This window comes from Streptomyces sp. PA03-1a, assembly GCF_033792805.1.
Classification (GTDB): domain Bacteria; phylum Actinomycetota; class Actinomycetes; order Streptomycetales; family Streptomycetaceae; genus Actinacidiphila.
Map to the genome: position 1 here is coordinate 1 of NZ_JARAVO010000129.1, position 25,263 is coordinate 25,263.

Below are 25,263 nucleotides of genomic sequence, written 5' to 3' on the forward strand. Positions count from 1 at the left end.
GTGTCGGAAGGGGCGGGCGGGACCGGCGAGGCGGCCGGGGCGGCTGGTGCGGCCGCCGGCGCGGTACGGACGGGGGCGACGGGCCTCGGCGTGCGATTGACCGTGCGGTGCTTGCGGCCCTTCTGGTGACGGCGGGTGCTCATCGGGCGGACCTCCTTCACTGTGATCTTGAAGGGCCAACGGGGGACCGCCGCCGGAGTCACGCAGATGCGTGCATGCGGGGGACCCCGGGGCGCCCGGGGAATGTGGGGCGGCACCGCCGCCGTTGCAACGGATCCGGACGGACCCGAGGAAGGGAAGACCATGCCCCCCACGGACAGCCGCCGCGGTCACCGCGTGGACGCGGTACCCGGCACCCAGCACGTGACCGTCACGATCGACGGCAAGGTCGTGGCCGAGACCCGGCGGCCGGTACTGGTCCACGAGACCGGTCTGCCGGTGCGCTACTACATCCCGCCGCAGGACGTGGACCTCGCGCTCTTCCGCCCCAGCGACACCAACACCACCTGCCCCTACAAGGGCGTCGCCTCCTACTGGTCGTACGCCGACCACAACGACGTCGCCTGGGTCTACGAGGAGCCGCTCGCGTCGGTGCCCGAGATCACGGGCCACGTCTCCTTCTACGACACCGTGGCCGCCGTCGCCGTCGAGGACGCCTGACCTGGCGGACGGTGCGCGGGGGCGCACCGTCCGTCACGACGTCCCGGAGCGCGCACGCGGCCTGAGGCGGGTCCCCTGGCGCAGGTTCAAGCACGACTGTTCGGTTTACTGCGCACGACGGCCGCCGGGGAGCAATGATGGTCACATGGCGAATCCGACGATCCTGACCGTCGACGACGATCCGGCAGTGTCCCGCGCCGTGGCCCGGGACATCCGCCGCAGGTACGGGGACCGCTACCGGGTGGTGCGCGCCACCTCCGGCGACGAGGCCCTGAGCGCGCTGCGGGAGATCAAACTGCGAGGTGAACAACTCGCGGTGATGCTCGCCGACTACCGCATGCCGAAGATGAACGGGGTGGAGTTCCTCGAGGCGGCGATGGACCTCTTCCCGCTCGCCCGCCGTGTGCTGCTCACGGCGTACGCCGACACCAGCGCGGCCATCGACGCCATCAACATCGTCGACCTCGACCACTACCTGCTGAAGCCGTGGAGCCCGCCGGAGGAGAACCTCTACCCGGTGATCGACACCCTGCTCGACGCGTGGATCACCACGCCGGACCCGACGGCGTCCGAGACCCGCGTGGTCGGCCACCGCTGGTCGGCGCCCTCGTTCAAGGTGCGTGACTTCCTCACCCGCAACCTGGTGCCCTACCGCTGGCTGCCCGCGGAGGAGCCCCAGGCCGAGCAGTTGCTGACCGCGGCCGGGCTGACGCCGGCCGACGTACCGCTGGTGGTCACCGCGGACGGGACGACGCTGGTGCGGCCCACGGAGGCCGAGCTCGCCGCCCACGTGGGGCTGAGCACCGTCCCGGCCTCCGACTTCTACGACCTGGTGGTGGTCGGCGGCGGCCCCGCGGGGCTGGGTGCGGCGGTGTACGGCGCGTCCGAGGGTCTGCGCACGGTACTGGTGGAGCGCCGGGCGACCGGCGGCCAGGCGGGGCAGAGCAGCCGCATCGAGAACTACCTCGGCTTCCCGGACGGCGTCTCCGGCGCCCAGCTGACCGACCGGGCCCGCCGGCAGGCGACGAAGTTCGGGGCGGAGATCCTCAGCACCCGGGAGGTGGTCGCGCTGGAGGCGGTGGGCACCGGAAGGGTGCTGTCCTTCGGTGACGGCTCGTCCATCGCGGCGCACACGGTGGTGCTGGCGACCGGGGTGTCCTACCGGCGGCTCGAAGCGCCTGGGCTGGCGGAGTTCACCGGTGCCGGGGTCTTCTACGGCTCGGCGATGACCGAGGCCATGAACTGCGCGGGCCAGGAGGTCTACATCGTCGGCGGGGCCAACTCGGCCGGGCAGGCGGCCGTCTACTTCTCCCGCAACGCGTGCCGGGTCCACCTGCTGATCCGCGGCGCGGACCTGCAGCGTTCGATGTCGCAGTACCTGATCGACCAGATCGCGGCCATCGACAACATCAAGGTCAGCCCCTGCACCGAGGTCGTCGGCGGCAAGGGCGGCGACCACCTGGAGCAACTGATGCTCCGCGACGCGAAGACCGGCACGGTGACCACCGTCGACGCCTCGTTCCTGTTCGTCTTCATCGGCGCCGAACCCCGCACGGACTGGCTGGAGGGTGTCGTGGAGCGGGACCGGCGCGGCTTCGTGGTCACCGGCCCCGACCTGATCGGCGGCGGCAAGCGGCCCGCGGGCTGGCCGCTCCCCCGTGACCCGTACCACCTGGAGGCCAGCGTGCCCGGTGTCTTCGCCGCCGGTGACGTGCGGGCGGAGTCGGTCAAGCGGGTGGCCTCCGCGGTCGGCGAGGGCGCGATGGCCGTATCCCTGGTGCACCGGTATCTGGAGGCGCAGTGACCACGACGGACCGGCTCGGGCCGGAGCAGCTGCGGACCCTGTTCCTGTTCGAGTCGCTCGGCGAGAAGGAACTGGACTGGCTGGGCGAACAGGGCCGGGTGGAGCGGGTCCCGGCGAACAACCCCGTCTACGCCGAGGGCGATCCGGCGACCTGCTTCTACGTGCTGCTCAGCGGCACGGTGTCGCTGGGCCGCCTGGTCCACGGCGACGTGGTGGAGGTCAACCGCACCGACCTGCGGGGCGTGTACGCCGGCGCGACGCAGGCGTACCTCGGGGACCGGGTGGAGCAGACGTACCCCAACTCGCTGAAGGCGGTCACCGACTGCGAGTTCTTCGTGATCCCGGCCGAGGAGTTCGCCGGGGCGATGCGCGCGTGGTTCCCGATGGCGGTGCACCTGCTGGAGGGGGCGTTCTTCGGCTACCGCAAGCAGAACACCATCGTCGGGGAGCGCGAGCGGCTGCTGGCGCTGGGCTCGCTGTCCGCCGGGCTCACCCATGAGCTGAACAATCCGGCCGCCGCCGCGGTGCGCGCCACCTCGGCGCTGCGCGACCGGGTGGCCGGCATGCGGCACAAGCTCGCGATGATCGCGGACGGCCGGCTCGACACCCGGCAACTGCACCAGCTGGTCGAGCTGCAGGACGCCGCGATCAAGCGCATGGCGTCGGCGCCCGAGCGGTCGGCGCTGGAGGCGGCCGACGCCGAGGACGAACTGACGGACTGGCTCGAGGACCACGGCGTCAACGGCTCCTGGGAGCTGTCCTCGACGCTGGTCGCGGGCGGTGTGGACGCGGAGTGGCTGGACTCCGTGGTCGACGCGGTCGGCGAGGACCGGCTGGAGGCGGCGATCCGCTGGCTCACGTACACCCTCGACACCGAACTGCTCATGGGCGAGATCGACGACGCCGTCACCCGGATCTCCGGACTGGTCGGGGCCGCGAAGCAGTACTCGCAGCTGGACCGGGCCCCGCAGCAGACGGTGGACGTCCACGCGCTGCTCGACGCGACGCTCACGATGCTCCACGCGAAGATCCCCGGCGGGGTGCGCGTCGTGAAGGAGTACGACCGCAGCCTGCCGCAGATCCAGGCGTACGGCGCCGAGCTCAACCAGGTGTGGACCAACCTCATCGTCAACGCCCTCGACGCCATGGACGGTTCGGGCACCCTGACGCTGCGCAGCTCGTGGGACGGTCCGGACCGCCTGGTGGTGGAGGTGGGCGACACCGGTCCCGGCATCTCCCCGGAGATCCGGCCGCGGATCTTCGAGCCGTTCTTCACCACCAAGCCGGTGGGCGAGGGCACCGGGCTGGGCCTGGATATCTCGTACCGCATCGTGGTCAACAAGCACCACGGCGACATCCGGGTCGAGTCGAGCCCCGGCGACACGCGCTTCACCGTGTGCCTGCCGGTCGCCCAGCCCGAGAGGCAGCCGGGGGACGCGGAGCGGACGGGCTGAGCCCTCCCCGGGCGGAGGGGTGGTTCAGGCCACCGGGCTCTTGGACTTGGGAAGGGTCCGTGCGCGGTCGCGGCCGACGGGCAGCTGCCCGTCGGCCGCGCTCTTGAGCGAACGCAGCGCCAGCAGCAGCACACCGATGTCGTCGATGAGGATCGGATCGGGCAGCAGGTCCACCGGGCAGACCAGGTAGACGAGCCCCGCCCAGAAGGCCAGTTTGCCCGAGCGCGGTACGTCCGCGCTGCGCAGCAGGGTACGGATGCGCGCCATCTTCACCACGAGCACGACCGCCACCACGAGCATCACCACGACCGCCACCGCGGCGATCACGAGGGCCGTGGTCGACCAGTCACCCAGGTCCATGTCTGCCTCCTGCGATCCCGTGTACCCGGCCGGTGTGCGCGGAAACGGTGCCCAGCCCCCGCGGAAAGGAAGCACAGATTACATGATCACACCCGAGGAGATCTGGGAGACCGCCGGGCTGCCCGCACGCCGGCTCGCCGGCCTGGCGCTGAATCCCGCGGCCCCCGAGGACGTCCTGCTGCGGCTGCTCGCCGACGGTCCGCCGGCGGCACGGATGGTCCTGTGCCGCGACCGGGCGCTGCCGGACGCCGTGGTCGACGCCGTCGTCCGCCACCCCGACAGGTACACCCGCAGCTTCCTCGCCCGCAGTCCGCACGCCGAGCCGGCCCAGCGGGCACGGCTGCTGGACGACACCGAATGGTTCGTGCGGGCGCACCTGGCCGAGACCCCCCGGATGCCGTGGAGCGTGCGCCCCCGGCCGCTCCCGGACCAGGCCGTCGTCCACATGATCCTGACGTACGAGGGGGAGTTGCTGGGCACCCTCTACCGCCAGGCCTCCGCCGGACTGATGGAGTCGATGCACGCCCACCCGGAGCCGAAGGTGCGACGCATGGGCGTCGCATGGCGCGGCGTGCCGGACGAGATCCGCGACGTCCTCCTGGCGGACCCGGACGAGGAGGTACGGGACATGGTGCGGCAGCACCTGCGGCACGAGGACCCGGCGTGGGTGGAGCGGGAGCTGCCCGACCGGTCGTGCCATGGGCGGACTCATGCGCTGATGCACTGCGCCCTGAGCCGAGGCGTCGTGGAGGGTGTGCTCAACGCCCCCGTGGGCGAGGGGGACCGGCGGATGATCGCGGGCAACCCCACCCTTCCCGCCGACGTGGTGGTCCTGCTGGCCGCCGATGCCGACCCCGAGGTGCGGGAACGGATCGCATACCGCTGCGACCTCGGGGCGGAGGAGCGCCGGGCCCTCGCCGTGGACGCCGATCCGCGGGTACGGCTCGCGCTCTCCGTGCATCCCGCACTGAGCGAGGCGGAACGCGTGGCGATCGACTACGAGGTGCCGGTGGGCGGCACCTTCGGACCGGTACTGCAACGCCTGTGGCCCCGGGATCCCGCCGCGGTGCGGCGGGACGCCCTGTCCGGGCACCCGTTGCTGCGGCGGCGCGCCGCCGGCGATCACAGCCTGCCGTCCGACCTGGTGGCGCGGCTGGCCGCGGACGACGACCTCGGTGTGCGGGTACTGCTCGCGCAGAACCATCCGGAGGCGCCCACCGAGCTGCTGCTGAGCGCCTTCCTGGAGTACACCGGGTACGAGCGCGAACTCCTCCTCACCCGGCCGCGGTTCCCGACCGCCGGGCTCGCGCGGTACGCCCGGCACGAAGACCCGGCCGTCCGCGCCCTGGCCGCCCGGGACCCGGCCACCGCTGCGGAGACCGTGGACCGGCTGACCCACGACCCCGATCCCGGTGTGCGGGCGGCTGGGGCGGGCCATCCGAACCTCTCTCCGGCCAGGCTCGCGGAGTTGCTCGACGACGAGGAGCTCGCGCACCGGGCGGCGGCGAACCCGGCGCTGGAGCCCGCGGTCATGCGCAGGCTGGTGGCGCCCCTTCCGCTCCCGGCCGATGCCGCCGGATGACCGCCGTCAACCGCTCGTAGGCGGTGCGCAGTTCGCGTCGGGCGAAGTCCTGGCGCACATCGATGAGAGCGCCGTGGGAGGCGGTGGGGTCGACCGTGAAGCGGTCGTGCCAGCCGCCTCCCGAGGCGATGATCACGGGGGTGCCGACCCCGTCGAACTGGTCGGCGGTGATGTCGATGCGCAGGCCGTTCTTCTCGATCCACGCGTGGGTGGCGCGGTTCTCCCAGGCGCTGACGTAGGTCCACACGCCCTGGCCGTTCTCGTACAGGTACTGGCCGAGGAGGATGGAGGCGTCCCCGCACGAGCCGTGCGGGAAACGCTCCAGGGAGACCAGGCCCGGGTCGGGGCAGTCGAGGATCGCCTGCCGGAACCCGAGGACCAGTGTGCGGAGTTCGGACACCCGCGGAGTCTAACCCGTGAAGATCATTTGTGGGACCCGTGGAATCGGCCCTTCTGCCGGACGCGAACCCGGGTGGTGGAGAGCGGGGGCGCGCGAGGAACGGGGGCATGGTGGTGGCAGCGGCCGGAACCGGTACCCGAGCCGGTTCCGGCTGCCGCGGCGGCAGTCAACCGAGGGGCACGGATGGCGTCAAGACTTCACGTCAAGATTGGTGCGGGGAGCTTCAGGTGGCCAGGATGAGGCTGCTCGCGTTCAAGTTCCGAACGGATGGAACTCCCTGCAGGTCACGGCTGCGCAAGGGCCTGCAGCGGCAGCCGAGCTGTTAACCCGTCAGAAACACTTTCTGCGAGGAGTCTTGACCCCGACTTCTGTCACGTCTTAACTCACGCCCTAAATTAAGTCGTGAGGCTGACACAGGAGTTCCTATGAGACCCGAAGTCAATGCCGCCCGCCGCAGACCCCTGGGGCTGATCGCCCTCCTGGCGGTGCTGCTCGCCCTGATCACCGTCCCGGCCGGACCGCTCACCACGGCCCACGCCGCCGCCTGCGGCACCGCCAATGCCGCACAGGGCAGGACCGCCACCGCATCCTCCGCCGAGAACGGCTCCTTCACCGCCGCCAACGCCGTCGACGGCAACGCCGGAACCCGCTGGTCCAGCGCCTTCAGCGACCCCCAGTGGATCCAGGTGGACCTCGGCGGCTCCCAGAGCGTCTGCGAGGTCGTCCTCACGTGGGAGGCCGCCTACGCCAAGGCCTACCAGATCCAGCTCTCCGCCAACGGCACCGACTGGACCACGGTCGCCTCCACGACCACCGGCGCCGGCGGCACCGAGACCCGCGCCGTCAGCGGCACGGGCCGCTACCTGCGCGTGTACGGCACCACCCGCGCCACCGCATACGGCTACTCGCTGTGGGAGCTCGCCGTGCACACCACCGACGGCGGCACCGGCCCGGTGATCCCCGGCGGCGGCGACCTCGGCCCGAACGTCCTGGTCTTCGACCCCTCGACCCCGGGCATCCAGGCCAAGCTGGACCAGGTCTTCCAGCAGCAGGAGTCCGCGCAGTTCGGCACCGGACGCTACGCGCTGCTGTTCAAGCCCGGCACCTACAACAACATCAACGCCAACATCGGCTTCTACACCTCGATCGCCGGGCTCGGCCTCTCCCCCGACGACACCACCTTCAACGGCGACGTGACCGTGGACGCCGGCTGGTTCAACGGCAACGCCACCCAGAACTTCTGGCGCTCCGCGGAGAACCTCGCCCTCAACCCGGTCTCCGGCACCGACCGCTGGGCCGTCGCCCAGGCCGCGCCCTTCCGCCGCATGCACGTCAAGGGCGGCCTCAACCTCGCACCCAACGGCTACGGCTGGGCCAGCGGCGGTTACATCGCCGACAGCAAGATCGACGGCACTGTGGGCCCGTACTCGCAGCAGCAGTGGTACACCCGCGACAGCTCGGTCGGCGGCTGGACCAACGGCGTGTGGAACATGGTCTTCTCCGGCGTCCAGGGCGCTCCCGCGCAGAGCTTCCCCAACCCGCCGTACACCACGCTCGACACCACCCCCGTCTCCCGCGAGAAGCCCTTCCTCTACCTCGACGGCAACGACTACAAGGTCTTCGTGCCGGCCAAGCGCACCAACGCCCGCGGCACCAGCTGGGGCAACGGCGCGCCGCAGGGCTCCTCGATCCCGCTGAGCCAGTTCTACGTGGTCAAGCCGGGCGCGACGGCCGCCACCATCAACGCCGCGCTCGCCCAGGGCCTCAACCTGCTGTTCACCCCGGGCATCTACCACGTCGACCAGACCATCAACGTCACCCGCGCCGACACGGTCGTGCTGGGCCTCGGCCTCGCGACGGTCATCCCCGACAACGGCGTCACCGCCATGAAGGTCGCCGACGTCGACGGCGTGAAGCTGGCCGGCTTCCTGATCGACGCCGGTGCGGTCAACTCCCAGGTGCTGCTCCAGGTCGGCCCGCAGGGCGCGGCCGCCGACCACGCCGCCAACCCGACGACCGTGCAGGACGTCTTCATCCGCATCGGCGGCGCCGGACCTGGCAAGGCGACCACCAGCATGGAGGTCAACAGCGACGACACCGTCATCGACCACACCTGGATCTGGCGCGCCGATCACGGCGCCGGAGTGGGCTGGGACACCAACCCGGCCGACTACGGCCTGCGCGTGAACGGCGACGACGTCCTGGCCACCGGCCTGTTCGTCGAGCACTTCAAGAAGTACGACGTCCAGTGGAGCGGCGAGCGGGGCAGGACGGTCTTCTTCCAGAACGAGATCGCCTACGACGCCCCCAGCCAGGCCGCCATCCAGAACGGCGCGACGAAGGGCTGGGCCGCCTACAAGGTGGACGACTCGGTGAACACCCACGAGGCCTGGGGCCTGGGCAGCTACTGCAACTTCACCACCGATCCGACGATCCGCATGGACCACGGCTTCGAGGTCCCGGTGAAGTCCGGGATCAAGATGCACGACGTCCTGGTGGTCTCCCTGGGCGGCATGGGCCAGTACGACCACGTCATCAACGGCACCGGTGCCGCGACCTCCGGCACCTCGACCACGCCGTCCACGGTGGTCTCCTTCCCCTGACGACAGGGCCGGAGCAGGGGTGCCCCGTCCTCCGGCGGGGCACCCCGTCCGCCGCCCTCAGGCGGCAGGCCAGCGCCGGGAGTGCAGCATCTCGCCCACGGCGACCGCCGCGGCCATGGCGAGCCCCGCCACCGGCACCGCCGCGCTCCCGCAGAAGGTGCTCGCGAGCACCACCAGGGCACAGGCGGGCAGCACCGCGTGCTCGGCGAACCCGCGCTTGGCGCTGCGGGAGTGGATCAGCCAGACCGTCAGCAGGAACAGCGCGGTCGGCAGCGTGACGGCGGCCGCGGCGGCCGTCTGCGAGATGTGCGCCTTGTGCACGGCCTGCTCGACCACCACCTCAAGCCCCGCCCCGATGGCGGCGGCCGAGCCGAAGACGAGGTAGTGCCCGTAACCCCACAGGAACGCCCGCGCGCTGCTGGTGAGGTGCTGGTGGATGGGGATGGCGAAGTAGATCCAGTAGGCGCAGAAGACGATGAGCAGCCCCCCGACGGCGACGGGCAGCAGCTCGCCGAGCGCGGTGGACTCGTCGACGGCGGACTGCACGGCCACCGTCGCCGCGGCCACCGACTCACCGAGCACGATGATGGTGAACAGGCCGTAGCGCTCGGAGATGTGGTGCGGATGCCAGGTGGTGCGCTGCGCCCGCTCGGCCCAGGCGGGCACCACCAGTTCCGCGACGGCCAGGATCAGGAAGCCCCAGTTCCACAGCCCGCCGACGGGCTGGAGCAGCAGGAGGACCCATCCCACCTGGACGACGACCAGACCGGCGGCGTAGCTCAGCGCCGTGGTCCGTGCCGGTCCGGCCGCGTTGCGTGCCGCGCGCAGCCACTGGAAGGCGAGTGCGACGCGCATGATGATGTAGCCGGCCACGGCGATCGAGAAGTCGTTGGCGTCGAAGGCCCGGGGAACTCCTGCCGCCAGGACCAGGACACCGGTGATCTGGACGAAGGTGGCGATGCGGTAGGGCACGTCGTCGGTGTCGAAGGCCGAGGCGAACCAGGTGAAGTTCATCCAGGCCAGCCAGATCGCGAAGAAGACCAGGCAGTAGCCGAGGACACCGCGCCCGGCATGGCCCTCGGCGACCGCGTGCACCAGCCGGGCGCCGGCCTGGGCGACCGCCACCACGAAACAGAGGTCGAAGAGCAGTTCCAGCGGGGTGGCGACCCGGTGCGGTTCGTGCGGGTCGCGGGCCGTCATCCGGACCAGCGGGCGGAAGCGGCGGTCCGGCGCCACGTGATCGTGATCGGTCATCCGCGCATCGTAGGCGGTGCGCGCGTGCCCGCGCCCGAAGGGACCGGGCGCGGGCACGTGGCGGGGGACGGGGTGAGGTCAGGCGCAGCCGTCCTGGAGCAGTCCGGCCCGCAGCCGGGCCAGGGTGCGCGAGAGCAGCCGGGAGACGTGCATCTGCGTGCAGCCCATGATCTCGCCGATCTGGGCCTGCGTCAGTTCCTCCACGTAGCGCAGATGGAGCAGCTGCCGGTCGCGTTCGCCGAGCTCCACGACGAGCGGTGCGAGGGAGCCGAGGTCCTCGACGAGTTCCATGGCGGGGTCGACCGCGCCGATGAAGTCGGCGAGCACGGTCTCGCCGTCGTCGCCGTCGTCGCCGTTCATGGCGGCGTCGAGGGAGGAGGCGGTGTAACCGTTGGAGGCCACCTGGGCCTCGACGACCTCGGCCTCGGAGATGTCCATGAGCGCCGCGAGCTCGCTCACCTTGGGGGCGCGGCCCAGCCGGGAGGACAGCTCGTCCCGGGCGCGGGCCAGCTCCACCCGGCGCTCCTGGAGGCGGCGCGGCACGTGCACGGCCCAAGTGGTGTCGCGGAAGAACCGCTTGATCTCACCGACGATGTACGGCACCGCGAAGGTCGTGAACTCGACCTCGCGCGAGATGTCGAACCGGTCGATGGCCTTGATCAGCCCGATCGTGCCGACCTGGACGATGTCCTCCATCTCGTCGCTGCGGTCGCGGAAGCGCCTGGCCGCGAACCGCACGAGCGACATGTTCATCTCGATCAGGGTGTTGCGGGCGTACTGGTGTTCGTGGGTGCCCTCCTCGAGCACCGTCAGGCGCTCGAGGAAGAGCTTGGACAGCCGGCGCGCGCTCGTGGGGGCCACGCTGCTCGGGTCGGTGATCTGCGGCAGTACGTCGACCTCGGGGCTCTCGACCCCGGTGCTCGTCCCGCTCACGTGGGCGATCACGGCTCCTCCTCGCACCTCTGCACCTCTACGTCATGTTCCCGTACGTTGCCCCTCGGGTACCCCCTCCTCCGCGAAGCATTCCCCCCGATCCCGGAAGAACGTGAATCGCGCCGAAGGCAGCGTAGGACCGGCCAGCAGGGGCAGACCACAGAGGGACCGATGATGCCTACGGGGTGATCGTGCGTGTACAGCATTGACCTAGACGCGGAAGGCGGGGGGATCGTGCGGCCCGCCACTGCGGACCGGCCGCTGCCCACCACCATAGGCGAGGCGCGTGACTTCGCCCGCGCCCGGCTCAGAGGCGTGGATCCGGAGCGGGTCGAGGACTGCCTGCTGGTCGTCTCCGAACTGGTCACCAACGCCTTCCGGTACGGCGGCGGGCTGGCGGCCCTCGACGTGGTGGCGGTGCCGGACGCGATCCGCGTGTCCGTCCAGGACCACAACGACCGGCTGCCGGCCGCGCCCCAGCCCTCCGACCGCTTCCTGCCGGGCGGCTACGGCCTGCGCCTGGTGCGCCGGCTGGCCCGGGACTTCCGGGTGACGCTCCTGCGCGCGGGCGGCAAGGTCATCCACGTGCACCTGCCGCGCTGACGCATCGTCACCTCCCGACGTCGTACGTGTGGACGAACGGATTGCGGAAACACGCACCGTGAGCACACCAAGGACCCGCATCAAGGTCAGTTCGAATGCCGGGGCCCGACGACGGCCCCCAGGAGGCACACCATGACCACGGGCATCATCATCGGGGCGGTCGTCCTCGTTGTCCTGATCGTCCTCGCCGCGGCCGTGATGTCGCGGCGCGGCAGCGGCACGGGACAGCTCAGGCGCCGCTTCGGACCGGAGTACGAACGCACGGTCGCGCGGCACGACGGCGACACGGACGCGGCGCACCGGGAGTTGCAGGAGCGTGTCGACCGGCACGGCGGCCTGACCCCGGAGCCGCTGAACGCACGTCAGGCCGAGGAGTACCGCGCCGAGTGGGCCGCCCTGCAGGAGCGGTTCGTCGACTCCCCCGCGCAGGCGGTGCAGGAGGCGTCGGGCCTGCTGGACCGGCTGGCGCACGACCGCGGCTTCCCGGAGCACACCTCGGGCGAGCAGATCGACGCCCTGTCGGTCCACCGCCCGCGGCACCTCCAGGCCTACCGCGACCTGCGCGGGGTCTCGCAACCCCGGAACGACGGTGACCGCACCGCGGCGGACACCGAGGAACTGCGCGCTCGGTTGCTCCACGCCCGGGCGCTGTTCGACGACCTCATCGCGGTGGACAAGGAGCCCCGCAGCACCTCGCGCGAGGACGGCGCAGGTGACACGGGCTCCGGCCGACGCGGCTCCCACCGCTTCCACATGCCGACCTGGAGCAGCCGATGAATCCCACGCACGAGCACCGCGACACCGACGGAACCGACGGAACCGACGAGACCGACGGCACCGGCCGCGAGGTACGCAACGGCCCGGCCGGAGCCTCCGCCGAGCGGACCCCCGACGAGCGGCCGTCCCCCACGGCCGGTGGCACCCGCGAACAGCGGGCCCCCCAGGCACCGCAGACCACGGGGAAGAAGGGCGAGGCGCCTGCCGCGCAGCGGCCCGCCGGATGGTCGCGGCCAGAGGAAGCCGGCAAGCCCTCGGCGGCCGACAGGCACGCGACGGTCGGGAAGCCCGCGCCAGCGGAGAAGCCCGGCGACACGGAGCGGCCCGCGGCGGCCCGGCGTCCGGCGCAGGAAGGGCGGGTGCCCGCCCCCGGCGCGCCGCCGCGGGTGGACGGCGCGGTGGACAAGCTGCAGCAGCGCCTGCACCACGCGGTCGGCGGCTTCGTCGACGAGCCGCGCCACGCCGTGGAGGAGGCCGACGAGGTCCTCGGCGAGGCCACCGAACGACTGGTCGAGGAACTGCGCAGCCGGCGCGACGAACTGCGCTCGGGCTGGCGGGCCGGCGAGCACGACGACGGCGACACCGAGCGGCTGCGCGTGGCCCTGCGGGGCTACCGCGACCTCGTCGACCGCGTCCTGCACGTCTGAGGACCGCACGACGCAGGACCGCACGACGCGAACGCCGTGGCCAGGAAACCCCCGGGTTTCCTGGCCACGGCGTTCGCGTGTCCCACGTCGGGGCTCAGTCGCCCGTGTGCCGGTACCGGGCCCAGAACGGCAGTCCGTACCAGCAGACCAGGTACCAGACCAGGACGCCGGCGACGAGCCACGGCACATAGGCGTCGTGCGTGGCGGCCCGCAGCACCAGGAGCAGCGCCGAGGTCATCGTCGCCAGCAGCAGCACGAGCCCGACGAAGGTGAGCCGCGAGGCCCAGCGCACGGCCTGCGGCTTGATGCGGCGGCCGGAGACGATCCGGTGGAAGGAGACCGGGCCGATCAACGCCCCTGTCGCGCAGGCACCGAGCACGACCGTCACGATGTAGATCGTGTGGTCGGTGGAGCCGAGCCGCTGGTAGTGCGGCGTGAAGACGACCGTCAGCAGGAAGCCGAAGAGGATCTGCACGCCCGTCTGGGCGACTCGCACCTCCTGGATGAGCTCGCTCCACTTCCGGTCGGCGCGCTCGTCCTCGGTCTCGTCGCGCCCGTCTTCCGGGCCGGTCCGGCCGTCCGCGTCGTCCCTGGACATGGCACACCCTCCCACTCCTCGGTCGTGCACGTCATAGGTGACTTACCATCAGGGCCCTCCGCCGCGCGGCGTGCCCGGGACAGGACGAGGACGGCGACCGGACCGGTCGCCGTCCTCACGCGGTCCGGCCGCCCCCGGACGGGGGCGGCTGGACCGCGGTGCTCACCGCCGCGCCTTGCTCCGCGACAGCAGGCTCACTCCGACGGCCGCGAGGCCGATCTGTATCAGCCACTCGACCCAGTCGACGCCGTCGGTGTCGGCGACGCCGAACCCCTGGGCGATCGCGCTGCCGATGAAGGCCGCCACGATGCCGACGACGACCGTCCACAGCACTCCGATCGGCTGCCGCCCCGGCGCCACCAGACGCCCCAGCACACCGATGACCAGACCGATCACGATGGCACTGATGATGCTCGAGATCTCCATCTCCACCTCAACCCCAACCTCGTCCGGCCCCTGGCCGGAAGTGTGTTCGCACCACGCGGATACCCCCGGCCGGGCGCTCCACGCAGCCGCGCACCCCGGCGTCGCCGGGTGTGTTCCGCCCACGACGGGGCACCCGGTGGACCGGAGCACTTGGGGCAGGGAGGCCGGTGTGGGCACGACGGTGGGTACGGGCGCGGTACGGCCCGGGACGCAGGGGAAGAAGGCGATCCGCGCCGGGGCGCGGGCGGGCCTCGCGGCGCGCGGGGTCATCTACACGCTGCTGGGCGTGCTGGCCCTGCAGGTGGCCTTCGACGGGTCCTCGGAACAGGCCGACCGGGGCGGCGCGGTCGCCCGGCTGGCGGCGCAGCCCTTCGGCGGGTTCCTGGTGTGGGCCCTGGCGGTGGGCTTCGCCGGGATGACGCTGTGGCGCTTGTCGGAGGCCGCGTTCGGCGCGGCGGGACCGGACGGGGACAAGGCCGGCAAGCGGCTGATGTCCGCGGCCCGCGCGGTCTTCTACGCCTTCGTGACGTACTCCGTGGTGACCTTCGCGGTGGGCGGCTCCTCCGCGGGCGGGTCGAGCGACGAGACCTCCAAGGACGCCACCGCACACGCCCTGGGCTGGCCCATGGGCCGCTGGCTGGTGGGGGCGGCGGGCCTGGTCCTGCTGGGAGCCGGGGTATGGATCGCGGTGCGGGCGCTGATGCGGAAGTTCCGCAAGCACCTGCGGACGGGCGCGATGTCGCCGCGGGTCCGCAAGGTGGTCGACTTCCTCGGGGTGGCCGGAGGGGCCAGCCGGGGCGTGGTGTTCGCCGCCGCGGGCTGCTTCGTCGTCGTCGCGGCGGTGCGCTTCGACCCGGACCGGGCGAAGGGGCTGGACGACACGCTGCGCACGTTCCGGGACACCCCCGCCGGGCCGTGGCTGCTGGCCGTGGTCGCGGTGGGCCTGGGGCTGTTCGGGGTGTTCTCCTGGGCGATGGCCCGCTGGCGGAGGGTCTGAGCGGCGCGGTCCGCAGGCGCCGGGCGCGGTTCAGCGGCCCGGGAGCTTGACCACCGTCACGAAGAAGTCGTCGATCTGCCGGACCACCTCGATGAACCGGTCGAAGTCCACCGGCTTGGTCACGTACGCGTTGGCGTGCAGCGCGTAGCTGCGCAGGATGTCCTCCTCGGCCTCGGAGGTGGTGAGGACGACGACCGGGATGGTGCACAGGTCGGCGTCGGCCTTGATCTCGGCGAGCACCTGACGGCCGTCGAAGCGGGGCAGGTTGAGGTCGAGGAGGATCAGGCCGGGGCGCGGTGCGCCGGCGTGGGCGCCGCGCCGGTTGAGGAAGTCCAGTGCCTCCTCGCCGTCCCGTACGACGTGCAGGACGTTGCGGACCTTGTTCTCCTGGAACGCCTCGCGGGTCATCAGCTCGTCGCCGGGGTCGTCCTCGACGAGCAGCACGATGATCGGTTCCGGTTCCTGCAGGTTCACGCGGATCCTTCCTGCGGTGCGGGTCCCCGCTCGGCGGCCGCCGGCAGGGTGAAGCGGATGCGGGTGTCCTCCGGGTGCCCGGGTCGAGCCGCATCCGGCCCGGCCGGCCGCGCGCGGGCGGCGGTCACGGCGAGGGGCTCCAGGTGAGGTGGACCACGGCCAGGTCGTCGTCCAGGCCGCCGTGGTCGGCGGCCAGGGCCTCGGCGCGCGCGATCAGGGTGTCGACGAACTCCGAGGCGGGCAGGGTGGCGTGCTGTCTGGCCAGTGCGAGCAGCCCCTCCTCACCGAGCCGGCCCTGATCGGTGCGGCCCTCGAACAGCCCGTCCGTGAAGAGCATCAGCGACTGGCCGGGTCGCAGTTCCAGGCGGCCCTCGGGCCACTCCCCCGCGCCGGGCACCACGCCCAGCGCGGGCCCGCGGGGCGGCTCGGTGTACTCGACGGTGCCCTCCGGGGTCAGGTTGAGCAGTCCGTGGTGGCCGGCCCGCCACACCCGGGCGGTACGGCGGTCGGGGGCGAGGGTGAGGATGGTGGCGGTGGCGAAGATCTCGGGGGCGGCGCGTTCGGCCACCAGCACCTGTTCCAGCAGGGCGAGTTGCCGGGCGCCTTCGACCCCGGTCAGGACCAGGGTGCGCCAGGCGATGCGCAGTCCGACGCCGAGCGCGGCCTCGTCGGGCCCGTGCCCGGAGACGTCCCCGATGAGGGTGTGGACGACGCCCTCGGTGGTCTCCACGACGTCGTAGAAGTCCCCGCCGAGCAGGGAGTCGGCCCGGCCGGGGCGGTAACGGGGCGTGACGGTGACGTCCTTGGTGCGCAGCATGGGCAGCGGGAGCAGTCCGCGCTCCAGGCGGGCGTTCTCCTGGGCCCGCATCTGGCTGGCCCGCAGGGCGAGCGCCGCGCGTTCGGCCTGCTTGCGTTCGACGGCGTAGCGCAGCGCGCGGCCGAGGAGTTCGCCCTCGACGCGCCCCTTGACCAGGTAGTCCTGCGCCCCGGCGGAGAGCGCGGCGAGGCCGGTCCGTTCCTCGGCGAGACCGGTCAGCACGACGACGGCGGCGCGGTCGGTGAGCGACAGCGCCCGGCCGAGGGCGTCGAGGCCCTGGCCGTCGGGCAGGTGCAGGTCGAGCAGGACGCAGTCGGCGGGGCGGGCGGCGAGTTCGGTGCCGGCCTCGGCCAGCGTGCGCACCCAGCGCAGTTCGACGGGCACCCCGCTGTCGGCGACCAGTTCCTCGACGAGCAGCGCGTCCCCCGCGTCGTCCTCGACGAGGAGGACGGACAGCCGGCTGCGCCGGCCGTCGCCCTGTCTGGGGATGACGCCCTCGGGGGGCGTCAGCGTGTTGCCTTCCACATCGTCTCCCCACCCCTGCGGTGCCCCAGGTGGGGCGATGGGATCGTACGCGACCGGCACCCTGGCCGGATGCCCTTTGGGACAGTGCCGATCATCTTCGATCATTGCCGTTTGGCAACAGTAGTCGAACACAACAATTGCACGGAGAGCGCCCCGCCGGCCAACGTCACCGGCGCCGGACGCACGGCGGGGAGCGCGGGCCGGACGGCTACGCGGTGTGGCTGCGGTCGCCGGGGAGCGGCCGTACGGCACCGAGCCCCGTCGCCTCGGCGGCGGAGCGGAACGCGGTCAGCCCCTCCAGCAGCGCGCGCCGGGCACGCTCGGGCATCGCCGCCACGACCGTCGCCAGTTCCTGCTCCCGGCGTTCCCGCAGCTGGGCGAGGAAGGCGGCACCGCGCGGCGTCAGCCACAGGCACACCTCCCGGCGCGAGGTGGGGCTGGTGTCCCGGGTGAGGTACCCCACCGCCTGCAGCCGGTCGCAGAGCCGGCTCACCGCGGGCGGCGCGGCGCCCAGGACGTCGCACAGCGTCCTCAGGTTGATCCCCTCGTTGCCCTCCAGCGCGAACAGCACGCGCAGTTGCGAGGGCGGTACGGGTGGGTCGCCCGCCTCCCGGCCGCGGCCCCACAGCACCTCCAGTGCCTCGACCACGGACGACGCCGCGGCCACGGCGGCGTCCCGCTGCGATCCGGCGGTTGCGGGCAAGGGCACCTCCTCACGGCGCGCCGCCCGCGGGGTACCGCGGGCGAGCGGGTAGACGAAGACAGGACAAGGCGCGCCGAACGGCGCGCCACCACGCTAACCGACCCGCCCCCGGACCAAGAAGGACCGTCGCACCCCGGTGAACCGACACGCCCCGCTCGCCGCCGAACGCGCCCTGCGCGCCGCGCCGCCGCACGCCCTGCCCGCCGCCCTGGCGGAGGTCCTCCGCACGCACTGCGCGGCCCGCTCCGTGGAGATCCTGCTCGCCGACTACGGCCTGGCGGTGCTCCAGCCGGTCTCCGCGCCCGAACCCGCTGAGGCCGCCGTACCCGTCGCGGGAACGCCCGAAGGCCGGTGCTTCGGCGCCCAGGAACCGTTCGCCGAGCCGGCGGGCGAGGACGGCGTGCGCCTCCACCTGCCGGTGAGCGTGCGCGGTGACCGGATCGGCGTGCTGAGGGTCGGCCTCCCCGGCGAACCCGCGCCGGAGGAGGTCCGGGACCTCGCGGAGATCGCGGAGGTCCTCGGCCACCACCTCCTCGTCGCCGACCGGGACACCGACCGCTACCTGCGCGCCCGCCGCCGGGAGCGGCTGACCCTCGCCGCGGAGGTGCAGTGGGAGCTGCTGCCCGGACGGGCGTGCGCCCGCCCCGAGTACGCCCTCGGCGCCCAGCTGGAGCCCGCGTACGACATCCACGGAGACAACTTCGACTGGTCGGCCTCCGCGCGGGACCTCACGCTGACCGTCACCAACGGCATGGGAGAGGGCATCGAGGCCGCCCTGCTGACCAGCCTCACCGTGAACGCACTGCGCAACGCCCGGCGTGCCGGCGTCCCCCTCGCCGACCAGGCGGCGCTCGCGGACCAGGCCGTCTACGCCCGCTACCGGGGCGAACGGTACGTTTCGGTCCTGCTGATGCGCTTCGACCTGGCGACCGGCGCGGCCGAGGTCGTCGAGGCCGGATCGCCGCGCGTGTACCGGCTGCGCGGCTCGGCGGTGGAGACGATCGGCTTCGAGGCGCAGTTCCCCCTGGGCATGTTCGAGGACACCCCGTACGTGCCGCAGCCGTTCGAGGTGCGCTCCGGCGACCGGCTCCTGGTGGTGAGCGACGGCGTGTACGCGACCGCCTCCCCGGGCGGCGAGACGTACGGCGAACGGGCCCTGGCCCGCGCGGCCCTGGCCACCCGGCTGCTTCCGGCCGCGGACGTCCCCGGGGCGATCCTGGCCGAACTGCCGGGTCATCGCGTCCTGCCGGAGGCAGAGGACGACGCGCTGATCGTATGCCTGGACTGGCGGTGAACCGCTGGGAGGAGCTTGCCCGGTGACGGGCGATGGGGAAGACTCTTGCCGAAGGGCAACTGTTTGCCCAGCCAACCTTCGTCCAGGTACGAGAGGGTGACCGGAGCGAGCCCGACGGTCCCAGACGGCCCCGGCCATGCTCCTACCGCATCGTGACGTCTCTCCCGCCTCCGCGCTCACCAGTGGCCCGAGAGCAGGGGTCAGGCACCTCCGCTCGGATCGGGCAACGGGTGCTGCGCGCGCTGATCGAGTCCCTGACCGAGACCGCCGTCGTGGTGTGCGACCGCGCCGGGGTGATCCGTGCCGTGAACGCCGTGGTCACCTCCTGGGCCCCGCACGCGGTGCCCGGCCGCCCGCTCGCCGCTACCGCGCCCGCGTGGCTGACGACGGCGGACGCCTCCGGGGCGTACACCGCCCACGGCGGCGTGGGGAGCCGGCAGGTCACGGCACGCCGCGCCGACCTCCCGGGCGGGCACCACGCCTGGTACCTCACCGACGTGACGGACGCCCGCAGCGCCGACCGCGAACTACGGCTGGCCCAGGAACGGACGGCGTTCCTGGCCGAGGCGTCCGCCCGGCTGCTCTCCTCGCTCGACCCGCGCAAGTGCCTGGCCGCCACGGCCGAACTGGCCGCCTCGCGGCTCGCCGACGCCGCGGTGGTCGTCACCCCGCCCGACCGGCGGCTGCGGCTGACCCGGGCCGTCGCGGGCCGCCCCGGCGTGGAGGAGTGCGCACCGTCCGCCGATCCCGCCGAGGTGCCGGGGCTGGCGGAGGCGCTGGCCGGGTTCCCCCCGGTGCCGTCCCGCTGGATCGACCCCGCGCAGACTCCGGACTGGGTGGTCCCCGAGGACTTCGGCACCCCGGTGTCGCTGCTGGTGACCCCGCTGCCGGGCAACGGGGTCCCGGCGGGGGCGCTCATCCTGATGCGGCGCCTCGGCGGGCCGTTCACGGTCGAGGAGGAGACCTTCGCCCGGGTCTTCGCCGCCCGGGCCGGCGCCGCGATCTGCGCCTGCGTCCTCTACACCGAGCAGGCGCGCAGCGCCGCCCTGCTCCAGGAGGACCTGCTGCCGCCGCGGCTGAAGCCCCTCAGGGGCACCGAGGTCGCGGGCTCCTACCGGCCGGCCCGCGAGGCGCTGCGCATCGGCGGGGACTTCTACGACGCCTACCCGGCGCTGGACTCCGACGGCGAGAGCACCGTGGTCCTGGGGGACGTGTGCGGCAAGGGCCTGGAGGCCGCCGTCCTCACCGGCAAGATCCGCAACACCCTCAGTGCCCTGCGCCTGGTCGAGACCGACCACGTGCGGCTGCTGACGCTGCTCAACGACGCGCTCCTCAACACCGCGCACACGCGGTTCGCGACCATGGTGCTGGCGGGTGTCACCCCGCTCGGCCACGGCCAGGTGCGGCTGCGGCTCACCGCGGGCGGCCACCCGGCCCCGCTCATCCTGCGGGCCTCCGGCGAGGTGGAGGAGGCCGACACGACCGGCACGCTGATCGGCGCGGTGCCCGACGTACGGGCGACGACCTTCACCACGGTGCTGCAGCCCGGGGAGAGCTGCCTGCTCTACTCGGACGGCGTCACCGAGGCCCGCGGCGGGGTGACGGGCCGTGAGTTCTTCGGCTCGGAGCGCCTGAAGACGACCATGGCCGGGTGTGTCGGCATGCCCGTGGAGGCCCTGGTCGAGCACGTGGAGATGCGCACCACCGAATGGCTCGCCGACCGCCCCCACGACGACATCGCGCTGGTCGGCATGGCCGCCCCGCGCGGCACCGATGGCGACGCGGACCCCGGCTCCCGCCGCCCCGCGGGGTCCTGAGTCCCGCGCGACCAGCGCCGCCGGCCGGATGCTGCACCCGCCGATGGCCGCGGTGGTCCCGGGCGTTCGTCGACGGTCGGATCCCTCGACGGGCGCGGCATGCCGTGTGCGGCGGCCCTCCCGGGCCCGCCGCGGACGCCGGCGCGGCCCCGGCTGCGCACCGTGACCGGTCATACTGGTGTCATGACCAGCGCGGCGAGGCAGAGAGCGAGATCCGGCGCATGACGCAGTCCCCCGCCCGGCAGACCGCGCCGGCGGCCGAGGAGCCGCGCCTGACGGTGGACGAGCTCGCGGCACGGTCCGGTACGACGGTCCGCACGATCCGCTTCTACAGCGCCAAGGGCCTGCTGCCGCCGCCGGAACTGGGCACCCGGCGCGTCGGTCTGTACGGGCCGGACCACCTCGCCCGTCTGGCGCTGATCGAGGAACTGCAGCGACAGGGGCTGACGCTGGCCGCGATCGGCCGCTACCTGGACCAGCTGCCGGCCGACATCACCCCCGAGGACCTCGCACTGCACCGGGCGCTGGTGGCGACATGGATGCCGGACGCAGCGGAGGAGCTGGCCCGCGACAGGCTGGAGCAGCGGGCGGGGCGGCCGCTGAGCGGCCATGACCTGGACCGGCTCGCGGCCATGGGCGTCCTGCACCCCACCGGGGACCCCGGTGTGCTGCTGGTGAACCCGGCCCTGCTGCACCTGGGCGTGCGCCTGCTGGACGTGCCGATCCCGCTGGAGACGCTGCTCGCCACCCGGGAGATCGTGCTCAAGCACGCCCGCGCGGTCGCCCACGAGCTGCACCGGCTCTTCCAGCAGGAGGTGTGGCAGCCGTACGTGGCCGGACGCCCGGCGCCGGAGGAGCGGGCCCGGATGCGCAGGCTCACCGACGACCTGCAGCCGATGGTCGTCCAGGCCCTGGTCACCGCCTTCCAGCGGTCGCTCGCCGAGGAACTGCGGGCCACGGCCGCCGGGCTCGGCGACCGGGGGCGCGGAGAGGACTGAGACGACGGTGCCGCGGTCCCCCGGGTGCGGGGGCCGCGGCACCGTCGTACGGGTCAGCCGTCGGTGAAGGTCTCGCCCCGCCCGGCCTTGCGCACCAGCAGCTCCGGCGCCGCGAAGCGCTCGCCGTAGGCGGCCCTCAACTCCTCGGCGCGGGCGAGGAAGCCGGCCGGGCCACCGGGGTAGCCGTTGACGTACTGCAGGACGCCACCGGTCCAGGCGGGGAAGCCGATGCCCAGGATGGAGCCGATGTTGGCGTCGGCGACGGAGGTGAGGACGCCCTCCTCCAGGCAGCGGACGGTGTCCAGCGCCTCGGCGAAGAGCATGCGCTCCTTGAGGTCCTCGAAGGGGACGGCCGCCGCCTCCGGTTTGGTGAAGTGCTCGCGCAGTCCGGGCCACAGGCCCGCCCGCCTGCCGTCCGCGTAGTCGTAGAAGCCGGCGCCCCCGCTGCGCCCGGGGCGGCCGAACTCCTCGACCATGCGGTCGATGACGGCGTCGGCCGGGTGCGGCTGCCAGGTGCCGCCGGCCTCCTCCACCGCGCGCCGTGACTCCTCGCGGATCTTGCGGGGCAGCGTGAGCGTCAGCTCGTCCATCAGGGACAGCACCTTGGCCGGGTAGCCCGCCTGGGCGGCGGCCTGCTCCACGGTCGCGGGGTCGACGCCCTCGCCGACCATGGCGACGCCCTCGTTGATGAAGTGCCCGATGACGCGCGAGGTGAAGAAGCCGCGCGAGTCGTTGACGACGATCGGGGTCTTGCGGATCTGCCGGACCAGGTCGAAGGCCCGGGCGACGGCCTCGTCGCCGGAGCGGGCGCCCTTGATGATCTCGACCAGCGGCATCTTGTCGACCGGCGAGAAGAAGTGCAGGCCGATGAAGTCCCCGCGGCGCTGCACGCCCTCGGCGAGCAGCGTGATGGGCAGGGTGGAGGTGTTGGAGCACAGCAGGGCGTCGGGGGCGACCACGCCCTCGATCTCCTGGAAGACCTTGTGCTTCAGGGCCGGGTCCTCGAAGACCGCCTCGATCACGGCGTCGCAGCCCGCCAGGTCCTGCGGGTCTGCGGTGGGGTGGATCCGGGCGAGCAGCTCGTCCCGCTTCTCCTGGGTGGTGCGGCCCCTGGCCAGGGCCTTGTCGAGCAGTCCCGCGGAGTACGCCTTGCCGCGCTCGGCGGCCTCGGCGGTGACGTCCTTCAGGACGACCTCGATGCCCGCCTTGGCGCAGGAGTAGGCGATGCCCGCGCCCATCATGCCGGCGCCGAGCACGGCCACCTTGGTGACCTTCCGGGCCGGGACGTCCTTGGGGCGGCTGGCACCGGAGTTGACGGCCTGCATGTCGAAGAAGAAGGCCTGGATCATGTTCTTCGCGACCTGGCCGGTCACCAGCTCGGTGAAGTAACGGGCCTCGATCGTGAAGGCGGTGTCGATGTCGACCTGGGCGCCCTCGACGGCCGCGGCCAGGATGTTGCGCTGCGCCGGGTAGGGGGCGCCGGCGAGCTGCTTCCTCAGGTTGGCCGGGAAGGCGGGCAGGTTGGCCGCGAACGCGGGGGTGCTGGGGGTGCCGCCGGGGATGCGGTAGCCCTTGGCGTCCCACGGCTGCGCGGACGCGGGGTGGGCGTCGATGAAGGCGTGCGCCTTGGCGAGCATGTCGTCGTGGTCCGTGGCGACCTCGTGCACCAGCCCGTTCTCCAGCGCGCGCCGCGGGTCGTACTGGTTGCCCTGCAGCAGCACCTTCAGCAGCGCGTCGGTGATGCCCAGCAGCCGCACCGTGCGGACCACCCCGCCGCCGCCGGGGAGCAGGCCGAGGGTCGCCTCGGGCAGGCCGATCTTCGATCCGCGGGCGTCGAGCGCGACGCGGTGGTGGCAGGCCAGCGCGATCTCGTAACCGCCGCCGAGGGCCGCGCCGTTGACGGCGGCGACCACGGGCTTGCCGAGGGTCTCGATGCGGCGCAGGTCGCGCTTGATGCCCATGCCGGCCTCGAAGATCTGCGGGGCGTCCTCGGGACCCGCCTTGATCATGTCCTTGAGGTCGCCGCCGGCGAAGAAGGTCTTCTTGGCGGAGGTGACGATGACGCCGCGGACCGAGTCGCGTTCCGCCTCCAGGCGGTCGGCGACGGCCCGCAGGGACTCCCTGAAGGCCTGGTTCATGGTGTTGGCGGACTGGTTCGGGTCGTCGAGGACGAGGGTGACGACCCCGGTCCCGTCCTGTTCCCAGCGGATGGTGGTGTTCGTCGGAAGAGCGGTCATGTTCGGTCGGCTCCGTTGCGGGGTGCGGGACAGGAGGTCAGAGACGCTCGACGACGGTGGCGATGCCCATGCCGCCGCCGACGCACAGCGTGGCGAGTCCGTACCGCTGGTCGCGGCGCTCCAGTTCGTCGATCAGGGTGCCCAGGATCATGGCGCCGGTGGCGCCGAGCGGGTGGCCGAGCGCGATGGCGCCGCCGTTGACGTTGACCTTGTCGTGGCTCAGGCCCATCTCGCGCATGAAGCGCAGGACGACGGCGGCGAAGGCCTCGTTGATCTCGACGAGGTCGATGTCGTCGACGGTCAGCCCGGCCTTGGCGAGCGCCTTGCGGCAGGCGGGGGCGGGGCCGGTGAGCATGATGGTGGGGTCGGAGCCGGAGACCGCGGCGGAGACGATGCGGGCGCGCGGGGCCAGGCCGAAGCGCTCGCCCGTCTCGCGGTTGCCGATGGCGACCAGGGCGGCGCCGTCCACGATGCCGGAGGAGTTGCCCGCGTGGTGGACGTGGTCGATCTTCTCGACCCAGTGGTACTTCTGCAGCGCGACGGCGTCGAACCCGCCGGCCTCGCCGATCGTGGCGAAGGAGGGCTTCAGCCCGGCCAGGCTCTCCGCGGTGGTGCCGGGCCGGATGTGCTCGTCGCGGTCGAGGACGACCAGGCCGTTGCGGTCGACGACGGGGACGACGGAGCGGTCGAAACGCCCCTCCTTCCAGGCCTCGACGGCGCGCGCCTGCGACTCGGCGGCGTAGGAGTCGACGTCGTGGCGGCTGAAGCCCTCGATGGTGGCGATGAGGTCGGCGCCGACGCCCTGGGGCACGAAGCCCGTGGTGTAGCTGGTCATGGGGTCCATGGCCCAGGCCCCGCCGTCGGAGCCCATGGGGACGCGGGACATCGACTCGACGCCGCCCGCGAGCACCAGGTCCTCCCAGCCGGAACGCACCTTGGCGGCGGCCATGTTGACGGCCTCCAGTCCGGAGGCGCAGAAGCGGTTCTCCTGAACGCCCGCCACGGTCTCGGGCAGCCCGGCGGCGATGGCGGCGGTCTTGGCGATGTCGGAGCCCTGGTCGCCGATCGGGGTCACGACGCCGAGCACGATGTCGTCGATCGCGGCCGGGTCGAGGCCCGGCAGGCGGCGGCGCAGTTCGTCGATGAGCCCGGTGACCAGGTCGATGGGCTTGGTGCCGTGCAGGGAGCCGTTGGCCTTTCCGCGCCCGCGCGGGGTGCGGATGGCCTCGTAGACGTAGGCGTCGGTGCTCAACGTCGGGTGCCTTTCGATGAGGGTGTCGGTGGGGATGCGGGTGGGGAT

At 72.7% G+C, this 25,263-nt stretch carries 23 protein-coding genes; 12 read left to right on the forward strand and 11 right to left on the reverse strand.

Features of this window, described 5'->3' with window-relative positions; genetic code table 11:
- Nucleotides 1-303: 303 nt before the first annotated feature.
- From PV341_RS26575 to PV341_RS26585, 3 genes are all read left to right on the forward strand, one after another.
- Nucleotides 304-660 (forward strand): DUF427 domain-containing protein, encoded by a 357-nt coding sequence (locus PV341_RS26575; RefSeq protein WP_500326445.1) that lies wholly within the window; start codon nucleotides 304-306, stop codon nucleotides 658-660.
- Nucleotides 661-805: 145 nt separating this feature from the next.
- Nucleotides 806-2,464 carry an NAD(P)/FAD-dependent oxidoreductase gene (locus PV341_RS26580; protein ID WP_500326446.1) on the forward strand — a complete coding sequence of 553 codons (1,659 nt, stop codon included), beginning with the start codon at nucleotides 806-808 and terminating at the stop codon, nucleotides 2,462-2,464.
- Nucleotides 2,461-3,918, forward strand: a complete 1,458-nt coding sequence (locus PV341_RS26585; RefSeq protein WP_500326448.1) for an ATP-binding protein — start codon at nucleotides 2,461-2,463, stop codon at nucleotides 3,916-3,918. The genes PV341_RS26580 and PV341_RS26585 overlap by 4 nt, the downstream gene beginning before the upstream one ends.
- A 24-nt stretch (nucleotides 3,919-3,942) precedes the next feature.
- Here the strand turns inward: PV341_RS26585 and PV341_RS26590 are convergent, their stop codons facing one another.
- Entirely contained in the window at nucleotides 3,943-4,278 is a 336-nt protein-coding gene (locus tag PV341_RS26590; protein WP_018562476.1) for a YkvA family protein, read from the reverse strand.
- A gap of 82 nt (nucleotides 4,279-4,360) precedes the next feature.
- Here PV341_RS26590 and PV341_RS26595 point away from each other — a divergent pair, with 82 nt between their 5' ends.
- Nucleotides 4,361-5,860 carry a hypothetical protein gene (locus PV341_RS26595; RefSeq protein WP_500326450.1) on the forward strand — a complete coding sequence of 500 codons (1,500 nt, stop codon included), beginning with the start codon at nucleotides 4,361-4,363 and terminating at the stop codon, nucleotides 5,858-5,860.
- Here the strand turns inward: PV341_RS26595 and PV341_RS26600 are convergent.
- Complete coding sequence (locus tag PV341_RS26600) at nucleotides 5,808-6,260, reverse strand: hypothetical protein (RefSeq protein WP_500326452.1); 453 nt, start codon at nucleotides 6,258-6,260, stop codon at nucleotides 5,808-5,810. The two genes, PV341_RS26595 and PV341_RS26600, sit on opposite strands and share 53 nt — an antisense overlap.
- Before the next feature lie 425 nt (nucleotides 6,261-6,685).
- On the opposite strand from PV341_RS26600, the gene PV341_RS26605 reads away from it, so the two are divergent.
- Complete coding sequence (locus PV341_RS26605) at nucleotides 6,686-8,863, forward strand: pectate lyase-like domain-containing protein (protein ID WP_500326454.1); 2,178 nt, start codon at nucleotides 6,686-6,688, stop codon at nucleotides 8,861-8,863.
- A gap of 57 nt (nucleotides 8,864-8,920) precedes the next feature.
- Here PV341_RS26605 and PV341_RS26610 read toward each other — a convergent pair whose 3' ends face one another.
- Together PV341_RS26610 and PV341_RS26615 are read right to left on the reverse strand one after the other, a co-directional pair.
- The gene (locus PV341_RS26610; RefSeq protein ID WP_500359165.1) at nucleotides 8,921-10,117 is read right to left on the reverse strand and encodes a low temperature requirement protein A; all 1,197 of its coding nucleotides are present in this window, start codon (nucleotides 10,115-10,117) and stop codon (nucleotides 8,921-8,923) included.
- Between the two features lie 78 nt (nucleotides 10,118-10,195).
- Nucleotides 10,196-11,062: a SigB/SigF/SigG family RNA polymerase sigma factor gene (locus PV341_RS26615; RefSeq protein WP_500326457.1), complete on the reverse strand. Its 867-nt coding sequence runs from the start codon at nucleotides 11,060-11,062 to the stop codon at nucleotides 10,196-10,198.
- Nucleotides 11,063-11,284: 222 nt separating this feature from the next.
- Here PV341_RS26615 and PV341_RS26620 point away from each other — a divergent pair, with 222 nt between their 5' ends.
- The 3 genes from PV341_RS26620 (at nucleotide 11,285) to PV341_RS26630 (ending at nucleotide 13,077) form a co-directional block, all read left to right on the forward strand.
- Nucleotides 11,285-11,653: an ATP-binding protein gene (locus tag PV341_RS26620; RefSeq protein ID WP_500326459.1), complete on the forward strand. Its 369-nt coding sequence runs from the start codon at nucleotides 11,285-11,287 to the stop codon at nucleotides 11,651-11,653.
- Between the two features lie 132 nt (nucleotides 11,654-11,785).
- Nucleotides 11,786-12,430 (forward strand): hypothetical protein, encoded by a 645-nt coding sequence (locus PV341_RS26625; RefSeq protein ID WP_500359166.1) that lies wholly within the window; start codon nucleotides 11,786-11,788, stop codon nucleotides 12,428-12,430.
- Entirely contained in the window at nucleotides 12,427-13,077 is a 651-nt protein-coding gene (locus PV341_RS26630) for a hypothetical protein (protein ID WP_500359167.1), read from the forward strand. Before PV341_RS26625 ends, PV341_RS26630 begins: the two co-directional genes overlap by 4 nt.
- A gap of 94 nt (nucleotides 13,078-13,171) precedes the next feature.
- Here PV341_RS26630 and PV341_RS26635 read toward each other — a convergent pair whose 3' ends face one another.
- Together PV341_RS26635 and PV341_RS26640 are read right to left on the reverse strand one after the other, a co-directional pair.
- Nucleotides 13,172-13,675, reverse strand: a complete 504-nt coding sequence (locus PV341_RS26635) for a DUF6328 family protein (RefSeq protein ID WP_500326463.1) — start codon at nucleotides 13,673-13,675, stop codon at nucleotides 13,172-13,174.
- Between the two features lie 162 nt (nucleotides 13,676-13,837).
- Nucleotides 13,838-14,101, reverse strand: a complete 264-nt coding sequence (locus tag PV341_RS26640; RefSeq protein ID WP_500326465.1) for a GlsB/YeaQ/YmgE family stress response membrane protein — start codon at nucleotides 14,099-14,101, stop codon at nucleotides 13,838-13,840.
- A 169-nt stretch (nucleotides 14,102-14,270) separates the two neighbouring features.
- Between PV341_RS26640 and PV341_RS26645 the strand changes: the two genes are divergently transcribed.
- Entirely contained in the window at nucleotides 14,271-15,098 is an 828-nt protein-coding gene (locus tag PV341_RS26645; protein WP_500326467.1) for a DUF1206 domain-containing protein, read from the forward strand.
- Nucleotides 15,099-15,128: 30 nt separating this feature from the next.
- On the opposite strand, the gene PV341_RS26650 is transcribed toward PV341_RS26645, so the two are convergent.
- The 3 genes from PV341_RS26650 to PV341_RS26660 form a co-directional block, all read right to left on the reverse strand.
- Nucleotides 15,129-15,566 (reverse strand): response regulator, encoded by a 438-nt coding sequence (locus tag PV341_RS26650; RefSeq protein ID WP_499517013.1) that lies wholly within the window; start codon nucleotides 15,564-15,566, stop codon nucleotides 15,129-15,131.
- A 130-nt stretch (nucleotides 15,567-15,696) separates the two neighbouring features.
- Nucleotides 15,697-16,914, reverse strand: coding sequence for a PP2C family protein-serine/threonine phosphatase (locus tag PV341_RS26655; protein ID WP_500326469.1), 1,218 nt, complete (start codon nucleotides 16,912-16,914; stop codon nucleotides 15,697-15,699).
- A gap of 208 nt (nucleotides 16,915-17,122) precedes the next feature.
- Nucleotides 17,123-17,617: a MarR family winged helix-turn-helix transcriptional regulator gene (locus PV341_RS26660; RefSeq protein ID WP_500326470.1), complete on the reverse strand. Its 495-nt coding sequence runs from the start codon at nucleotides 17,615-17,617 to the stop codon at nucleotides 17,123-17,125.
- Between the two features lie 136 nt (nucleotides 17,618-17,753).
- On the opposite strand from PV341_RS26660, the gene PV341_RS26665 reads away from it, so the two are divergent.
- From PV341_RS26665 to PV341_RS26675, 3 genes are all read left to right on the forward strand, one after another.
- The gene (locus PV341_RS26665; RefSeq protein ID WP_500326472.1) at nucleotides 17,754-18,911 is read left to right on the forward strand and encodes a PP2C family protein-serine/threonine phosphatase; all 1,158 of its coding nucleotides are present in this window, start codon (nucleotides 17,754-17,756) and stop codon (nucleotides 18,909-18,911) included.
- Between the two features lie 230 nt (nucleotides 18,912-19,141).
- The gene (locus PV341_RS26670) at nucleotides 19,142-20,728 is read left to right on the forward strand and encodes a PP2C family protein-serine/threonine phosphatase (protein ID WP_500359168.1); all 1,587 of its coding nucleotides are present in this window, start codon (nucleotides 19,142-19,144) and stop codon (nucleotides 20,726-20,728) included.
- 221 nt (nucleotides 20,729-20,949) lie between these two features.
- Nucleotides 20,950-21,726: a MerR family transcriptional regulator gene (locus PV341_RS26675; RefSeq protein WP_499515605.1), complete on the forward strand. Its 777-nt coding sequence runs from the start codon at nucleotides 20,950-20,952 to the stop codon at nucleotides 21,724-21,726.
- Nucleotides 21,727-21,779: 53 nt separating this feature from the next.
- On the opposite strand, the gene PV341_RS26680 is transcribed toward PV341_RS26675, so the two are convergent.
- Both PV341_RS26680 and PV341_RS26685 read right to left on the reverse strand, forming a co-directional pair.
- Nucleotides 21,780-23,963 carry a 3-hydroxyacyl-CoA dehydrogenase NAD-binding domain-containing protein gene (locus PV341_RS26680; RefSeq protein WP_500359170.1) on the reverse strand — a complete coding sequence of 728 codons (2,184 nt, stop codon included), beginning with the start codon at nucleotides 23,961-23,963 and terminating at the stop codon, nucleotides 21,780-21,782.
- A gap of 37 nt (nucleotides 23,964-24,000) precedes the next feature.
- Complete coding sequence (locus PV341_RS26685) at nucleotides 24,001-25,215, reverse strand: acetyl-CoA C-acetyltransferase (RefSeq protein ID WP_500326479.1); 1,215 nt, start codon at nucleotides 25,213-25,215, stop codon at nucleotides 24,001-24,003.
- Nucleotides 25,216-25,263 lie beyond the last annotated feature (48 nt).